Annotated in this window: 9 protein-coding genes, 2 tRNA genes and 1 pseudogene; 7 read left to right on the forward strand and 5 right to left on the reverse strand. The window is 68.0% G+C overall.

All coding sequences use genetic code 11. The features are described 5' to 3' along the window. Nucleotides 1-40 precede the first annotated feature (40 nt). Nucleotides 41-1,234, reverse strand: a pseudogene (locus AC1DF4_RS02790) (macrolide 2'-phosphotransferase); the annotation flags it as partial. Nucleotides 1,235-1,424: 190 nt separating this feature from the next. Here AC1DF4_RS02790 and nudC point away from each other — a divergent pair. The 3 genes from nudC (at nucleotide 1,425) to AC1DF4_RS02805 (ending at nucleotide 5,455) form a co-directional block, all read left to right on the forward strand. Further along, nucleotides 1,425-2,492 (forward strand): NAD(+) diphosphatase, encoded by a 1,068-nt coding sequence (gene nudC / locus AC1DF4_RS02795; protein WP_476911435.1) that lies wholly within the window; start codon nucleotides 1,425-1,427, stop codon nucleotides 2,490-2,492. Nucleotides 2,493-2,633: 141 nt separating this feature from the next. Then, entirely contained in the window at nucleotides 2,634-4,775 is a 2,142-nt protein-coding gene (locus tag AC1DF4_RS02800) for an ATP-dependent DNA helicase UvrD2 (protein WP_476911623.1), read from the forward strand. Then, complete coding sequence (locus tag AC1DF4_RS02805) at nucleotides 4,775-5,455, forward strand: M48 metallopeptidase family protein (RefSeq protein WP_476911436.1); 681 nt, start codon at nucleotides 4,775-4,777, stop codon at nucleotides 5,453-5,455. Before AC1DF4_RS02800 ends, AC1DF4_RS02805 begins: the two co-directional genes overlap by 1 nt. A gap of 69 nt (nucleotides 5,456-5,524) precedes the next feature. Here AC1DF4_RS02805 and AC1DF4_RS02810 read toward each other — a convergent pair whose 3' ends face one another. Beyond that, nucleotides 5,525-7,006 (reverse strand): zinc-dependent metalloprotease, encoded by a 1,482-nt coding sequence (locus AC1DF4_RS02810; RefSeq protein ID WP_476911437.1) that lies wholly within the window; start codon nucleotides 7,004-7,006, stop codon nucleotides 5,525-5,527. A gap of 236 nt (nucleotides 7,007-7,242) precedes the next feature. Here AC1DF4_RS02810 and AC1DF4_RS02815 point away from each other — a divergent pair, with 236 nt between their 5' ends. The 4 genes from AC1DF4_RS02815 (at nucleotide 7,243) to AC1DF4_RS02830 (ending at nucleotide 12,056) form a co-directional block, all read left to right on the forward strand. Next, nucleotides 7,243-8,391, forward strand: a complete 1,149-nt coding sequence (locus AC1DF4_RS02815) for a YlbL family protein (RefSeq protein ID WP_476911438.1) — start codon at nucleotides 7,243-7,245, stop codon at nucleotides 8,389-8,391. 171 nt (nucleotides 8,392-8,562) lie between these two features. Further along, nucleotides 8,563-11,580 carry a UPF0182 family membrane protein gene (locus tag AC1DF4_RS02820; protein WP_476911439.1) on the forward strand — a complete coding sequence of 1,006 codons (3,018 nt, stop codon included), beginning with the start codon at nucleotides 8,563-8,565 and terminating at the stop codon, nucleotides 11,578-11,580. A gap of 184 nt (nucleotides 11,581-11,764) precedes the next feature. Continuing rightward, nucleotides 11,765-11,838: transfer RNA gene (locus AC1DF4_RS02825), tRNA-Met, on the forward strand. 144 nt (nucleotides 11,839-11,982) lie between these two features. Next, nucleotides 11,983-12,056, forward strand: a tRNA-Met gene (locus AC1DF4_RS02830). Between the two features lie 247 nt (nucleotides 12,057-12,303). Here the strand turns inward: AC1DF4_RS02830 and AC1DF4_RS02835 are convergent. From AC1DF4_RS02835 to AC1DF4_RS02845, 3 genes are all read right to left on the reverse strand, one after another. After that, entirely contained in the window at nucleotides 12,304-13,743 is a 1,440-nt protein-coding gene (locus tag AC1DF4_RS02835) for a cryptochrome/photolyase family protein (RefSeq protein WP_476911440.1), read from the reverse strand. Between the two features lie 157 nt (nucleotides 13,744-13,900). Beyond that, nucleotides 13,901-14,686, reverse strand: coding sequence for a PspA/IM30 family protein (locus AC1DF4_RS02840; protein WP_476911441.1), 786 nt, complete (start codon nucleotides 14,684-14,686; stop codon nucleotides 13,901-13,903). A 136-nt stretch (nucleotides 14,687-14,822) separates the two neighbouring features. Beyond that, the gene (locus tag AC1DF4_RS02845; RefSeq protein ID WP_476911442.1) at nucleotides 14,823-16,859 is read right to left on the reverse strand and encodes a TPM domain-containing protein; all 2,037 of its coding nucleotides are present in this window, start codon (nucleotides 16,857-16,859) and stop codon (nucleotides 14,823-14,825) included. Between the last annotated feature and the right edge of the window lie 76 nt (nucleotides 16,860-16,935).

Genomic DNA, 16,935 nt, shown 5'->3' on the forward strand with positions numbered 1-16,935 from the left:
TTGCCGTCACTGAGACGCTGGAGACCTTGTGGGCCGCGTGCCCGGCCTGCCCGGTGCCGTCGGAGGTGCCGGCAAGCTCGTCTTCCACGACGCTGTCGGCCGCGCCGTCGGTGTCAGGGGCGTCGACGGGGATCGGCGTCACCTGGACGGCAGGCATCGCGCTGCCGGTCGGAACGGCGGCAAGCCCGGAGACCGAATCCGGGGCCAGCAGCGTGACCTTGCTGACGGCCGGGAGCGGCACGTCGTCCGGTCCCGGTGCCTGGCCAAGATCGGGCGCGGGCGCCGCCTGGGGGAGCGGTTCAACGCTGATCGGCTGCCCGCCGTGTTCCGCGACGTCATCGGCGAGCACGGTCAGCATGGACTCGGCCTCGTCGATCATGTCCTGGTTCCCGGCGGCGAGGCCCTTGACGAGGTACTGCGCCAAGGCGAATTCCGCGGAGAGCGCTGCACGGCGCAGCAGGTGTGCGTCGGGCACGTCGCGCCGGGAGGAGGTGTAGTGCTCCAGCACGGAGTCCACGAAGTCCTGGTCGTTGGATGCGACGAGCCAGGCCATGTCGTCGGCCGGGTCACCGATGCGCAGATCGGTCCAGCCGGTCACGGCGGTGACGCGGTCGCCGTCGACCATCAGGTTGTCCTCGTGGAGGTCCCCGTGGACCACGCAGGGGTTGAAGCGCCAAAGCGAGACGTCTTCGAGGGCATGTTCCCAGCGGCGGAGCAGCAGCGGCGGAATCTTGCCGGTTGTCGCGGCCTGGTCCAGTTCGTTGAGCCGGCGCTGGCGGAACTCGTTCGGCGTGTAGCTGGGCAGATCGGCGTTGCTGACCAGCGAGTGGGGCAAGTCATGGATGGCGGCGAGGGCAGCGCCGATTTCATGGGCAACCGCGGGGGACGCGGCGCCGAGTTCTTCAACCGACTGCGTGGAGCCGGCCAGATGGGAGTACACGAAAGTGCTCAGCGGTCCCTGCCGCACCGTGCCGGCAACGGTGGGCATCAGGAAGGGGAGTTCGGCCCGGATGCCCGGGACGAAAGCGCGCAGCACCAGGAATTCCGTTTCCAGCCGGGCACTGGCCTCGGCGTGGCGCGGCGAGCGGACGCGCCAGCGCTTGCCTTCGGAATCCACGAGGAAAGCCGAATCGAAGTCTGCCGGATCGTCGGGCGCAGAGCTAACGGCGGTCGGGGTCAGTCCGGGGACCGCCGCGGTTGCCACAGCTGCCAGTTCGATTGGTTTTCTTCTCACTCTTCCACGGTAGATTGACCGGCGCCCAAGACTGCGATGCACCACGGCGAGTCTGAAAGATCAGGAATAAATTGCGCCCCGGGATTCCGTTGCCAAACCGCCCCGGGCAGCCGCCCGCCGGGCACGTGCGGATGCCCACATACGCCGGAGAAAAATGTCATTTGTCAGCGCGAGTCAGTACGGTGGGTACATGAGTCTTGCGGAGTCACCGGCGCCCAATCACCAAGCCCGGACGGGCACGTTAACCTCTGCGCACCCCGGCCCGGCAGCCAACCTGCTCGAAGACCACGCCCTTCCCGTGCGGCCGGCGCTGATCGACCGCGGATCCGCGGCCCGGCTGAAGCCCGGAATGCTTGAGGCGCTCATGGCCGCCGGTGGCGCACGGGCCATGGTGTTGTCCGGCCGGCAGGCCCTCATCGACGGCAACAGCCTGGTGCTGCTGGATGCGGCCGAACTGGCCCGGCACCTGCAGGACACCCCCTACGCCCCCGAACAGTTGATCTACCTGGGTTCTGCCCTGCCCGGCCCGGATCTCGCGGCGGGCACCGAACTGGTCCTGTTTATCCTGCCGCAGCAGTTCGAGGTCCAGGCTGAGGAATTCGAGGCCCACATTGCCGGCATCCCAGAGGGCGCGCAGTGGGCCGGGTTCCGTGACGTCGCGGCGGGGCTGAACCCCACAGACACCGCCATCTTCGTCGAAGCCAGCGCCATCGCGAACTGGCACGCCACCCACACCCACTGCCCGCGCTGCGGGACCCCAACCGCACCGGAAGCCGGAGGCTGGGTGCGCCGATGCCCCTCGGACGGCTCAGAACATTACCCGCGCACCGATCCGGCCATCATTGTCACGGTCGTCGGCCCGGACGGCCGGCTGCTGCTCGGCGGCGGCGGTCCGCTCGATGCCCGGAACTACTCCACCCTGGCCGGCTTCGTCGAGCCGGGGGAGTCGCTGGAACAGGCCGTTGTCCGGGAGATCGGCGAGGAAGTCGGTGTGCGGGTCACCGCTTGCCAGTACCTCGGATCCCAGTCGTGGCCCTTCCCCGCCTCGCTTATGCTCGGTTTCACGGCCACTACCGAGGACACCGAAGCCACGCCCGACGGCGTCGAAGTCACCCGGGCGCGCTGGTTCAGCCGGAGCGAACTGCAGGAAGCAGTGCTCAGCGGCGACATCGTCATCTCCAGCAGGCTGTCCATTGCCCGGTCCCTGATCGAGCACTGGTACGGCGGTGTCATCCAGGACCGCGCGGACACCGCATGAGGCCCTCGTGACAACACCCAGCGGCACCGACCCGCGGCAGGTCCTCCGCCGCGGCGCATCCACAGGACATCCTCGAACGGCTGAGCAGCAAAAGTGAACACAGATATCTTCCAGTCCAGCCCCTTCCCGTCCGGCGACGGCATGCCCGAAGCGGAACCCCTGGCGCCGGACAACCGCTCCCTCGAGGAGCGCATCCTCGGCGGCCTCGACGCCGAACAACGCGACGTCGCCAGCACCCTGCAGGGACCCATGTGCGTCCTCGCGGGCGCCGGTACCGGAAAGACCCGCGCCATCACCCACCGGATCGCCTACGGCGTGCACTCCGGGGTGTACAGCCCCCAGCGGCTGCTGGCCGTCACCTTCACCGCCCGGGCGGCGGCCGAAATGCGCAGCCGCCTCCGCGACCTCGGCGTCGGCAACGTCCAGGCCCGGACATTCCACGCAGCAGCGCTGCGCCAGCTCCAGTTCTTCTGGCCCCAGGCCGTCGGCGGAGTCCTGCCCAACCTGCTGGACCACAAGGCCCAGATGATCGCCGAGGCCGCCCGGCGGCTGCGCCTCAGCACCGACCGCGCCTCGATCCGGGACCTGGCCTCCGAAATCGAATGGGCCAAAGTGTCCATGCTGACGCCCGCCAACTACCTGGAAAAAGCCCAGGGCCGCGGCACCCCGGGCGGCTTTGACCTGACCGCCGTCGCCCGTGTCTTCCAGTCCTACGAGGACGTCAAGACCGACCGGAACGTCATCGACTTTGAAGACGTCCTGCTGATCACCGTGGGCATCCTCCAGGAGGATCCGAAGGTCGCCGCCACCGTCCGCGAGCAGTACCGGCATTTCGTCGTCGACGAGTACCAGGACGTTTCGCCGCTGCAGCAGCGGCTGCTGGAACTGTGGCTGGGCGGCCGTGACGAGCTGTGCGTCGTCGGCGACGCCAGCCAGACCATCTACTCGTTCACGGGCGCCTCGCCGAAGCACCTGCTCGGCTTCAAGGCGCAGTACCCCGAGGCCACCGTGGTCAAGCTGATCCGCGACTACCGCTCCACCCCGCAGGTGGTGAAACTGGCCAACGAGCTGCTTGGCGGCCGGCGCAGCGGCGGCCCGGCTGCCGACGCCGCCTGGGCCACGCCCCTGCAGCTCGTAGCGCAGCGCCCGCCCGGCCCGGTCCCGCAATTCACGGAATGCTCCGACGACGAGGCGGAGGCCGCCACGGTGGCGGTCAAGGTGCGCGGACTCCTCGACGCCGGCACCCCGGCCAGCCAGATCGCCGTGCTGTTCCGCACTAACGGCCAGTCCGAGGCCTACGAACAGGCGCTGGCCTCCGCTGGGATCGGCTACCAGCTGCGCGGCGGCGAACGGTTCTTCGCGCGCAAGGAAGTCCGCGACGCCATCCTGCAACTGCGGGCAGCCACCCGGGCCGTCGCGGAAACCGCCAGCCCCGAGCCGCTGGGCCAGCTCGTCCGCGACATCGTCGCCTCGCTGGGATACACCGATGCCGCCCCGCACAGCGGCGGTGCCCTCCGGGAACGCTGGGAATCCCTCGCGGCGCTCGTGGCGCTGGCCGACGAGCTCGTGGTCAGCCGGGGTGCCCAGTTCACCCTTTCGGACTTCGTCAACGAACTCCAGGAACGCTCCCTCGCCCAGCACGCCCCGACCGTGCAGGGCGTCACCCTCGCCTCGCTGCACGCCGCCAAGGGCCTCGAATGGGACGCCGTGTTCCTCGTCGGGCTCAGCGAGGGCCTCATGCCGATCTCCTTCGCCGACAGCCCCGAGTCAGTCGATGAGGAACGCCGACTGCTGTACGTCGGGATCACCCGCGCCAGGGAACACCTGTTCCTGTCCTGGTCCACGGCGCGCACCCCGGGCGGACGCGCCAACCGCAAGCCCTCGCGGTTCCTGGACGGGCTGCGTCCCGACTCGGTGGCCAGTTCCTCGGCCCGCGGCAAGGGACCCGCGCCGCGCCGCAAGGCCGCCGTGCCGGCCACCTGCCGGGTCTGCGGGACGATGCTCTCCTCCGGCGCCGAACGCAAGGTGGGCCGCTGCAACCAGTGCCCGCCCAGCTACGAGGAGCAGACCTTCGACGCGCTCCGGCAGTGGCGCAAGGACATCGCGCTCGAGGCCGACGTCCCCGCCTTCGTGGTCTTCACCGACGCAACCCTGACCGCCATCGCCGAAGCCCGGCCCGAATCCCTCGAACAACTCGCCAAATTGCCAGGCGTGGGCCCGTCCAAGCTGGAGAAATACGGTGAGGCAGTACTGGCAGTGCTGGTGGAAAGCGCCACCGTCTGATGGCCGGCCGCAGCACCCCACGTTCCGGCAAACAGGCAGGCAGCCCGGCAACTGCCGCAGCCACGCCGCTGACCACCGCCGACGGCGCCCCGGTGGAAGTGCGGCGCTCCGCCCGCCGCCGCCGGACCGTCGCGGCATTCTGGGAAAACGGCACCGCCGTGGTCGCCATTCCGGCCTCTTTCAGCCGCGCCCAGGAGCGCGAATGGGTGCACCGGATGCTGGAGAAGCTGCGGCTCCAGGGGGAACGGGGGACCCGCGGCGCCGGACGGCGGCGTCCGCGCAGTGACGCCGCCCTGGCGGCGCACGCCGCGGAGCTCTCTGCCAAGTACTTCGGCGGCCGGGCGGTGCCGTCCTCGGTCCGCTGGGTGGGCAACCAGAACTCTCGCTGGGGGTCCGCGACGCCGTCGGACGGGACCATCCGGCTCTCCGACAAGCTTCAGCCCATGCCGCAGTGGGTCATCGACTATGTGCTCCTCCACGAACTGGCGCACCTGCTGGTGGCCAGCCATAACGCCGCGTTCTGGCGGCTGCTTGAGGCCTACCCAGACACCGCCCGGGCCAAGGCATTCCTCGAGGGCGTCTCCTTCGCCACGTCCCGCGGCCTCGCGCCGGCCGGTGGCGAGGACGACGTGGACGGCGCCTGCGAGGACAACGAGGACGCGGACACTATAACCGTCTGAATTCCCGGCGGCGCCACGGAAAAGCCCCGGCAGGAACCGAAGTTCCGGCCGGGGCCAGCGGGTATTCAGCTAGGACTTGGGGTTCTCGCCGTTGCCGGCAGTGTCGCCGGTTCCGGCCTCGCCGGACTCTTCACCGGCGTCACCGGGTTTCCCTGATTCCCCTGCACCATCGGTGTCTTCCCCGGCCGTCCCCGCGTCCTCGGGCTCATCGAATCCGCCGCTCAGCAGCTTCTGCAGCGCGTCGTCAACCTCGGAGTCGCTGGCCTCGGCAAGCTTCCGGCGTTCGCTGAAACCCTTCGGGTCTTCCAGGTCTTCGGCGGTGGGCAACAGGTCCGGGTGGTGCCAGATTGCGTCGCGGCCGTCGACACCGCGTTCGTCCTTGAGCGAGGCCCACAGCGCGGCGGCCTCCCGGAGCCGGCGCGGCCGCAGCTCCAGTCCCACGAGGGAGGAGAAGGCGTGTTCGGCCGGTCCTCCGGTGGCGCGGCGGCGCCGCACCGTCTCGCGCAGCGCGGCAGCCGAGGGCAGCATCTTTTCGGTGGCGGCCCAGCTCAGTTCATCAACCCAGCCCTCCACCAGGGCAAGGGCGGTCTCAAGCTTCTCGAGGGCCTGCTCCTGCGCGGGGGTGCGCTGCGGCATAAAGACGCCCTGCGACAGGGCCTCCTGGATGCCCTCCGGGTTGCCAGGATCCAGTTCGCGGGCGAGCTCCTCGATCTTGGACGTATCGATGTGGATGCCGCGGGCGTATGCTTCGATCGCGCCGAGGAGGTGCCCCCGCAACCAGGGAACCTGGACGAAGAGCCGGGCGTGGGCTGCTTCACGGACTGCCAGGAACAACCGGATGTCGTTCTCCGGCAGGCTGAGGCCCTCGCCAAACTTGGCCACGTTGGAGGGCAGCAATGCCATTTCAAGGTCGGCGAGCGGGACCCCGATATCCGTGGAGCTGACAACCTCTGCCGACAAGGCGCCGATGGCCTGGCCCAGCTGCATGCCGAAGATCGCCCCGCCCATGTTCTGCAGCATTGAAGAGGCGCCGCCCATCATGGACTTCATTTCCTCCGGCATCTGCTCGGTCATGGCGGCGGACAGGGCATTCGCGATGCTGTTGGCTACCGGCTCGGTCAGGCGTTTCCAGGTGCCGAGAGTTTCTTCAACCCACTCGGCCCGGGACCAGGCGCGGCCGATCAGCCCGGTGGCCGGCAGTCCGGTGACCTGGTCAAGCCACAGTTCGGCGAGCCTCAAGGCCTCGTCGACTTCCCGCGACTGCTGCGCCGTGACGGACGGGTCGGAGCCGCTGGCGGCAACGCGCCGGGCGTTCTCGTGCGCCAGTTGCCAGTTGACGGGGCCATCCGACGGGGCGCTCATCATGGCCTGGACCTGGGAGAACATCTGGGCGAGGAGGTTCGGGTCGTCCGGAAGCCCCGCGGCCTTGGCCAGTTCCGCAGGGTCAATGTTCCCCATGCCCTGGCCGCCCATCAGGTTCTTCAACATTTCTGCCAGCGGATCCTGGGGTTCCTCGTCGCCATTGGACGGATTAAGTGGGTTGGAGGTCATGATCCCGCCGATCGTCGGTGTGGCTGCTTCTCACGTTCACGGTACCCCGCTGCCAGCGGGCTGTCTGCTGAAACCCCGCCACGTTCGCTGTCGGCAAAGAGCCCGGCAGGCAGCCGAGCGCGTAGTGTTAGACACTGGAATATTTGCAGGCGGCAGCCGCGGCACAGGCTGCGGACGCGGTGCGCTGACCAGGGGATCCGCAGGTTCCCCGGGCGCCGGCACGGAGAGGTCCTTCATTGACAATTACGCAGGGTGAGCAGCCGGCCAGTGAGCCGGCCGCCGGCCAGTCCCGGGGTAGACGATCGCTCCTCTCCGGACCGCGTTCCGCGGGGAAGCCGGACAAGCGCTCATCAGCCATGCTGGTGTCGGGGCTGCTCACATTGGCCCTGGGCATCACGGCCTTGAGCCTGCCCGTCCCCTATGTCGTGGAATCACCCGGCCCGACGTTCAACACGCTCGGCAGTGACAACGGCAAACCGGTCATCAATGTCACCGGCCATGAGACGTTCCCGGCGCAAGGCAACCTGGACCTCACCACCGTCTACGTCGACGGCGGCCCCAACGGGCCGGTGACTGTCGTTGAGGCGCTCTCGGCCTGGCTTAACGGCGCCAAGGCCGTCTACCCGGAGGAACTCGTTTTCCCCACCGGTGTCACGAAGGAACAGTCCCAGCAGGAGAGCGCTGTGGCGATGACCACCTCGCAGGAGAACGCCGTGGCCTCCGCCCTCAAGGAACTGGGCATTCCGTTCGAGCAGAAAATGCAGGTCGCAGGTATCCCGGAGGGCTCCGCCTCCGCGGGCAAACTCCAGGAAAACGACGTGCTGGTCTCCGTCAACGGCAAGCCGGCCACCGCGCTGAGCGTCGTCCAGGCCGAACTGGCCGCCGGAAACGGCGCCCCGGTGGACGTCGTCGTCGACCGGGGCGGCAGCAATGTGACGGCAAACATCACGCCGTCGAAGACCCCGGCCGGGCGGTTCATCCTCGGCGTCATGCTGCAGTACCAGTTCAAGTTCCCCTTCGACGTCAAGATCTCCCTCGAGAAGGTCGGCGGTCCCAGCGCCGGGATGATGTTCGCCCTGGGCATTGTGGACACCGTTACTCCCGGCGATATGACCGGCGGCAAGCACATCGCGGGAACCGGAACCATTACCCCCGACGGAGCCGTTGGCCCGATCGGCGGCATCAGCCAAAAAATGCACGGCGCACGGTCCGGCGGCGCCACCCTGTTCCTCGCCCCGGCCGCAAACTGCGACGACGTCGTCGGCCATATCCCGGACGGACTGCAGGTGGTTCGGGTCGAGACTCTGGCCGAAGCGCGGAAAGCGGTCGAACTGGCCGCGTCAGGGGCCGACACATCTGGTCTTCCGGTTTGCTCCACCAACTAGACTGGCCGCGGAACTAAGATCCGCTGCCACTCGTGGCACATATGACGGCTCCGCCGCCCCCTCCGGGCGTTGCCGGCGGCAGGCACGGCGCGGCAACCTGGGTTGCCGCATCGAAGCACCGCACTGATAACTAAAAACCAGTAACTGACGACCAGCTATGAGGTACCGAGTTTGTCCCGTCCCGCCAGCACTGTCCCGCCCGGAAGACCCCAGCAACGACGAGGCGCACTGACGCCGACGTTGATTGTGGTGGCCTTGATCGTGGTCGGCTTCATCTTCTTCGCCAATGTCTGGACGGACGTCCTCTGGTACCAGCAGTTGGGCTTCTTCGAAGTCTTCCTGACCGAGAACCTGGCACGCATCGTCATCTTCCTGACCGGCTTCGCCGTCATGTTCGCCGCCGTCTTCTTCGCCATCCGCATCGCCTACCATGCGCGTCCGGTGTACGCACCGGACTCGGACATCCGCGACAACCTGAACCGCTACCAGGTGCAGCTTGAACCGGTCCGCCGCGTCGTCATGATCGGCCTGCCCATCCTCTTCGGACTGTTCGCCGGAAGCGCCGCCGCCAGCCAATGGCAGAGGGTGCTGTTGTTCCTGAACCAGGAACCTTTCAACCAGAACGATCCGCAGTTCGGGCTCGACATCAGCTTCTACCTGATGACCCTGCCGTTCCTGGGCTTCGTCACCGGTTTCCTGATCAGCGTCACGATCGTCGCCGGCGTCGCCGGCATCCTGACGCACTACCTCTACGGCAGCATCCGGATCATGGAACGCGGCATCTTCACCAGCCGTGCGGCGCAGATCCATCTCGCCGTCACCGGTGCCGCCTTCCTGCTCCTGCTGGGCGCCAACTTCTGGCTGGACCGCTACGCGTCCGTCCAGAACAGCGGCGGCCGCTGGGCCGGTGCGCTGTACACGGACGTGAACGCCGTCATTCCCACCAAATCCATCCTGGCCGTGGCCGCGATCCTCGTCGCCGTGTTGTTCGTCGTCGCCGCAGTGATCGGCAAATGGCGGCTCCCCGTCATCGGCACCGCCATGCTGGTCATCACCTCCATCCTGGCCGGCGGCGTCTACCCCTGGGTGATCCAGCAGTTCCAGGTCCGCCCCTCGGAGCAGACGCTCGAGAAGCAGTACATCGAGCGGAACATCAACATGACCCGCTCCGCCTACGGCCTGGATAAGATCCAGGAGACGGTGTACAACGCCACCACCGACGCCACCACGGGCGCTCTGGCTCCCGACGCGCAGACTACGGCCAACATCCGGCTGCTGGACCCCAACCTGATCTCGGATGCGTTCTCCCAGCTCGAGCAGTACCGCCCCTACTACCAGTTCCCCAGCGCACTGAACGTGGACCGGTACGAGATTGACGGGAAGATCCAGGACACTGTCATTGCGGTCCGCGAGCTCAACCCGGACGGGCTGAGCGCCAACCAGCAGTCCTGGCTGAACCGCCACGTCGTCTACACCCACGGCTACGGCGTCGTCGCCGCGAAGGGCAACAAATTTACCGTCGACGGCAAGCCCGAATTCCTGCAGGCCGGAATCCCGTCCACCGGCGTTCTCGGCGATGACTCGACCTACCAGCCGCGGGTCTACTTCGGCGAAAACTCGCCCGACTACTCAATCGTCGGAGCCCCCGACGGCGCCCCGAACCGCGAGCAGGACCGTCCTGCCGCCAAGGAAGGCGGCGGCGAAACGCAGTACACCTTCACCGGCGACGGCGGCCCGAACGTGGGCAGCTTCTTCAACAAGGTCCTCTACTCGATCAAGTTCCAGTCCTCGGACCTGCTGCTCTCCGACGGTGTGAACGCCGAGTCGCAGATCCTTTACGACCGCAACCCCCGGGAGCGCGTCGAAAAGGTTGCCCCGTACCTCACCGTGGACGGCAACGCCTACCCCGCCGTCGTCGACGGCAGGGTGAAGTGGATCGTGGACGGCTACACCACCAGCCAGTACTACCCGTACTCCCAGCAGGAGCAGCTGTCCGAGGCCACGGCTGACTCGCAGACGACGGCGGGGCGGACTGCCTCCCTGCCGAACACCTCCGTCAACTACATCCGCAACTCGGTGAAGGCCACTGTGGACGCCTACGACGGAAAGGTGACCCTGTATGCCTGGGACGATCAGGACCCGGTGCTGAAGGCATGGCAGAACATCTTCCCGACCTCGCTCAAGCCGTTCTCGGAAATGTCCGGGGCGCTCATGAGCCACGTCCGCTACCCGGAGGACCTGTTCAAGGTCCAGCGGGAACTTCTGGGCCGCTACCACGTGACCCAGGCGGACAACTTCTACACGAACAACGACGCCTGGAGCGTGCCGAACGATCCGACCGTCCAGAGCGACGTCAAGCAGCCCCCGTACTACATGTCCTTGAAAATGCCTGACCAGGACAAGCCGGCCTTCCAGCTGACCTCCTCCTTCATTCCGCAGGTGGTCAACGGAAACGCCCGCAACGTGCTCTACGGCTTCCTGGCCGCAGACTCCGATGCCGGCAAGGAGAAGGGCGTAAAGGCAGAGAGCTACGGCCAGCTCAGGCTCCTGCAGATCCCGCCGGAGACCAACGTCCCCGGCCCCGGCCAGGCGCAGAACAAGTTCAACTCCGACCCCACGGTCTCGCAGGCGCTGAACCTGCTGCGCCAGGGTGCGTCGGCAGTGCTCAACGGCAACCTGCTGACACTGCCGGTTGGCGGCGGCATGGCCTACGTCCAGCCGGTCTACCTGCGGTCCACGGGTGAAACCTCGTACCCCACGCTGCAGCGCGTCCTGGTGGCATTTGGTGACAAGATCGGTTTCGCGCCCACGCTGGATGAGGCCCTGAACCAGTTGTTCGGCGGTGCGTCGGGGGCGAGCGCCGGCGACTCGGCCAACAACGGGCGCACGCCCGCCGCGCCAGCGCCGGGCGGCACCCCGTCTGCACCGGGCAGCACCGACGCCAAGGCGGAGCTCAAGGCAGCCCTGGACGAGGCGAACGCCGCCATCAAGGCCGGCCAGGAGGCCCTCGCGAGGGGCGACTTCGCCGCCTACGGCGAGGAGCAGCGGAAGCTCTCGGCGGCCCTGCAGCGGGCCATTGACGCCGAAGCCAAGATCGCGGCGGCAACACCGGCTACCGCACCGGCGGCCACTCCGGCACCGGATGCCACGACGCCGGCGCCCACCCCGGCCCCGACGCCCAGCAGCTGATGCACGGCTAAGGAGACATGGTTGAAGGCCGGGTCCGCGCTCCTCTGGGGCGGGAACCCGGCCTTCGGCTTTCCCGGACCGCCCTGTGTCGCGGCCGACGGCGCCAAGGTGCGCGCCGGGAGACGCACATCACGCCACCTCGATTTGGCCTCATGTTCACCGGCAGGTAGAGTTGATCTTGCGACGCGGGGTGGAGCAGTTCGGTAGCTCGCTGGGCTCATAACCCAGAGGTCACAGGTTCAAATCCTGTCCCCGCAACTGAAGAGAAGGTCCGGAACACTGGAAACAGTGTCCCGGACCTTCTGCTTTAAGCCGGCACCGGGTGCCGCGGGCCGCCGGCAGATTGGTGGTCCGGCCCGTGGCTCGGATGGCGCCAAAAGTAGGGTAGTGTTGATCAAGCGACGCGGGGTGGAGCAGTTCGGTAGCTCGCTGGGCTCATAACCCAGAGGTCACAGGTTCAAATCCTGTCCCCGCAACTGAAGAAGAAAAGAAAGGCCCGGATCTGGTGATCCGGGCCTTTCTTGTTGCCCCGGATTCCCTGGGTCCTGCAGGGACCCTGAGCCACCGGACCCGGGCGCCGCTGGTCTCGCCCCGCTGCGGACCGGGGGCACCTTGACACGGACACGCCGCGGAGGTCGATCCCACGAGCCGGAATCGCTTCCAAGGTGCTCCGGACGGCGAGCGGTCGTGTCCGCAGCTGCGGCCGGGCAGGCGGAGAGCGCCTCAGGCGTCCTTGAGCCGCTGGTACGTCTCCAACGCCCGGGCCCGGGACTCCGGGAGCCCGACCATCGGGTCCGGGTAGTCCGCAGCCGCACCGTTGGCCTTCCACGGTTCGTGGATCGTCTTGTCGTCCAGCCCGGACAGCTCCGGGAGGTACTCGCGCAGGTAGCGGGCACCGGCGTCGAACTTCTTGCTCTGGGTGACCGGATTGAAGATCCGGAAGTAGGGCGAGGCGTCGGCGCCTGACCCGGCCACCCACTGCCAGTTCGCGGGGTTGCTCGCGGCGTCGGCGTCCACGAGCGTGTCCCAGAACCAGGCCTCGCCGAGCCGCCAGTCGGCCAGGAGGTTCTTGACCAGGAAACTCGCGGCGGCCATCCGGACCCGGTTGTGCATCCAGCCGGTCTGCCAGAGCTGTCGCATGCCGGCGTCGACCAGGGGATAGCCGGTGCGGCCCTGCTGCCAGGCCCCGAGGTCGGCGTCCGACGGCGTCTGCCAGGCGAAGCGGTCAAACTCGGGCCGGTAGTTGCGCGTGGCCAGCTCCGGGTTCTCGTACAGCAGCTGCCAGCAGAATTCCCGCCAGCCGAGTTCGGACCGGAAGATCCCGACGTCGGACGGCGCCGCGGGCCCGAAGCGTTCGCGCAGTGTGTGCCAGATCCGGAACGGGCTGATTTCGCCGAACCGCAGATGGGGGGAGAGCCGGCTGGTCCCTTCGACGCCCGGGGTGTCCCGGCCGGTGCCGTAGTCCTCCGCTGGGCCGTCGAGGAAGTCCTCAAGCCGCTCGTGAGCCCCGGCTTCCCCGGGCTGCCAGGTGTCCGCGAGGCCGGCACTCCAGTCCGGCGTGCGGGGGAGCAGCCCCCAGCTGTCGAGGTCGTCGCCGGAGGGGAGGCTTCCCTCCGCGCCCACAGCCGGCGCCGGGAGGCGCTCCGGGGCGTCCAGGGGGAGACGGGGCTCCGGAGCATCCAGGCAGGCCCGCCAGAAGGGCGTGAAGACCTTGTACGGCCCGCCCGCCCCGGTCCGCACCGTCCACGGCTCAAACATCAGGTTCGCCTGGAAGCTGGAAGCAGTGAGGCCCTGTTCAGCGGCCCAGGCTTTGACGCCGGCGTCCACCTCGCGTTCCGGGCCCCCGTAACGGCGGTTCCACAGCAGCGTCGAGGCCCCCGTTTCTACGGCGAGTTCACGGATGATGCCCGCGGCCTCGCCGCGGCGCAGCAGCAGGCGTGATCCTGCGGCCTCCAGGCCGGCGGCGAGGTCCGCCAGGGAGTGGTGCAGCCACCATTTCGTGGCGCCGCCGAGGGGACGTACACCGGGGGAGGATTCGTCGAGGATGTACACCACGGTCAGCGGCTGTCCCAGTGAAGCCGCCTCGCTCAGGGCGGGGTTGTCGTCCAGCCGGAGGTCGTCGCGGAGCCAGACAAGGGTCGAAGACAAGGATCCCGAAGACATGGATCAACGGTACACGCGCAACCGAGGTGCAAGGCACGGGGCCGGCGCGGCAGGACACAGCAGAGGCCGGGCCCGGTGACCGTCCACCGACGGTACGGGTCCGGCCTCTGCAGATATCCGGTGCCAACAGTCCGGCGGAAGCCCGCCGGGGAAGTGCTTAGAGCTTGTCGAAGTCGGCTTCGTCGACCGTCGAGCCGGCTGCCCGGCCCTCGCCGGCGCCGATGGCCGCGGGGGAGCTGCCGGACTTCAGCGCGGCAAGCCGCGCCTCGATCTCGGTCTGCTCGCCGAGGTCCTCCAGCGAGTTGAACTGTGCGTCCAGGCTGGACGCGGCAAGTTCCTGCTGGCCGCGGACCTTGGCCTCCTCGCGGCGGATCTTCTCTTCGAAGCGGCCCACCTCGGACGTGGGATCCATGAAGTCGATGCTCTTGAGGGCATCGTGCACCTGGGACTGGGCAGCCGCGGTCTTGGACCGCGCCACCAGCTCGTTGCGCTTGCTGGTGAGCTCGTTGAGCTTGCCCTTCATCTGGTCCAGGCCGTGCTTGAGCTTGTCCACGACCTCGGACTGCGAGGCGATGCTCGGCTCGGCGGACTTCGCCTCATTCTCCGCGGACATCTGGCGCTGCAGCGCCACCTTGGCCAGGTTGTCGAACTTCTCGGCGTCGGTGACGTCGCCCTTGGCGCGGTACTCGTCGGCCTTGCGGGAGGCTGCGAGGGCCTTGTTGCCCCAGTCCTTGGCGTTCCGGATGTCTTCGTTGTAATCATCCTGGAGCATGCGCAGGTTGCCGATGGTCTGGGCCACCGCGGCCTCGGCTTCGGCGATGTTGTTGGTGTAGTCCCGGACCATCTGGTCCAGCATTTTCTGCGGGTCCTCGGCCTGATCCAGCAGGGAGTTGATGTTGGCCTTCGCCAGCTGCGCCATGCGGCCGAAAATGGACTGCTTCATGGTGATACCTTTCGTCCTGCTCAGTGGTTCCCACTGAATTCGGTGAACTATGTACGTACTGCTTCTATCCGCCGTTCGGAGCGTTCCCCCTGGCGCCTAGTCTGTGTCTGCCGCATGTGCGGCCGGTGGCGGCTTGCTAGAAGTCGCCGCCGCCGCCGAAGTCCCCGCCCCAGCCGCCGCCGGCGTCACCGCCGCCGCCCCAGCCGCCGCCGGAATCGCCGCCGCCGCCCCAGCCGCCGCCACCACCGCCGCCATGCAGGATGGAGTTGATCAGGATGCCGCCCAGGATGGCGCCACCCAGGCCGCCGCCACCGCCGCCGCCGAACATCCCGCCACGGCCGTAGCCCTGGTTGGCGTAGCCGCCGAAGTGGTCGACGTCGGATTGGGCCAGCTGCGCTGCCTGCGCCGCCAGTGCGTGCGCCTGCTGGGCGTACTGCAGGGCGGTGACAGGGTCGGTGCGCGAGATCGACAGCGCGTAGTCAAGGTTCCGCTGGGCCTCGGCGAGACGGGTCCGGGCTTCGGTGCCCACGCCGCCGCGGCGGGCGGTGATGTAGTCCGAGGTCGCGCTGATCTGCGCCTGCGCAGACATGATGCTCTGCTGCAGCGAGGCCTGCGCGCGGCGGGCCTGGTCCTGCTGGTCGCGGATGCCGGACAGGGCCTCATCCAGGGACTGGTGCGCCGTCGCGACCCGCTCCAAAGTAGCGATCGGATCGATCTTGCCGGCCTGGATGTCGGCCTTGACCCGTGCCAGCGAGGCTTCCACCGCGGCGACCGGGCCGGCAAGTTCCGGGTGCGCTCCGGACTGGATGAGGGCCTTGGCCTGGGCCAGATCCTGGGACGTGTCGACGACGGCGGACTCAAGGCCGTTGCGGGCCTCATCGAGGTTGCCTGCGACCTTGGTGATTGCGCCGATCAGCACGTTCGTCTGGTGCAGGCTCTCTTCGGCCGCCCGTACGGCGACGGCGGCGAGGCTGCCTTCACCGGCGCTGAGCTTCTCCTGGGCCGTGACGGAGGCGTTCTGCACGAAGGCCAGCCGTTCCTTGGCCTGGTTGATGTTGTCGCCGACCTGCACAAGCGCGCTCTCGGCGTACTTGGCGCGCAGCTCGGCGAGCGACTGCTCTGCGCTGGCGATCTTGGCTTCCGCCTCGCTTGCACCGGCGCTGACCGCGGCAAGAGCCTGAGGGGCGTTCTTCTCGAGCTCGCGGAGTGAATCGAAGTCCGCCTTCTGCTCCTGCAGGGAGCCGAGCGCTGCCTCGGATCGGCGGATGATCTCGCCGAGCCAGGTCCGCTGCTGCTCCTCGGTATCGGGGATGTGGTCATCCAGCTGCTGCTGCAGTTTGAAGGACTCGGACATGTGGCCCTTGGCGTCCTCCAAAGCCTTCGTGAAGTTCCCGACGGCGGCGTCGCCGTACTGTGCCTGCGCGAAGCCGAGCTCCTGCTCGCTGGATTTGATGGCGTCGTCAGCCTCGATCAGCAGTGAGCCGCTCTTGCGGCGCAATTCCTCAACGGTGAGTCCGGCGAGCGGATCCAGCTCGGCGCCCTGCGCTCCGGCGCCGGCTCCCGACCCGGCTGCGGCTTTCTTCCGCCGGTTGCGGAGATAGAGGTAGGCGCCTGCGCCGCCCGCTGCAACGACGCCCACGCCGACCAGCACGGCGCTGCCCGCGCCGCCCTCGGACGGGACGGTGCCCTTGCCGCCGCCGGCGGCGTCGCCGATGGCCGCGGCGCTGTCGATGGCGGCCTGTGCGTAGTTCCCTTCGCGCAGGTTCGGATCAACCGCACTTTCCACGATGGTGGCGCGCTGGGCCTCCGTGATCTTGCTGTTGGACGGCTTGCTCAACTGGTACTGGCGGGTGTCTGTGGCAACCGTCAGCAGCATGGCGTTGGCGCCGAGGCTTGCTTTCTTCGCCACCTCAGTAGCCCAGGCAACGCGGTCGGTGGGGTTCTCGAACTTCTTCACGTAGACGACGTGGTAGGTCATCGCGTGGTCGGTGCCGAGCTGCTTGATGGCCTGTTCGACTTCGCCCCTCCGGTCGCCCAGGACTCCGGCGGAGTCCACGACCTTCGTGACGGGGTCGAGCGTCACCGGATCTTCGGCGAGGGCCGGAGCGGCGGGAAGCGCCAGCAGTCCGACGACGCCAAGAACGGCGAGGAGACGTTTATAGGTAGACCGCATGTGCAACCCTTCAGCACTTCTGCGACCAGTTCGGGCCGAACCGGTCGTCACAGAATGCAGCAGCGCCCCCACGCAG

Source organism: Arthrobacter sp. 05N429, from assembly GCF_056397045.1.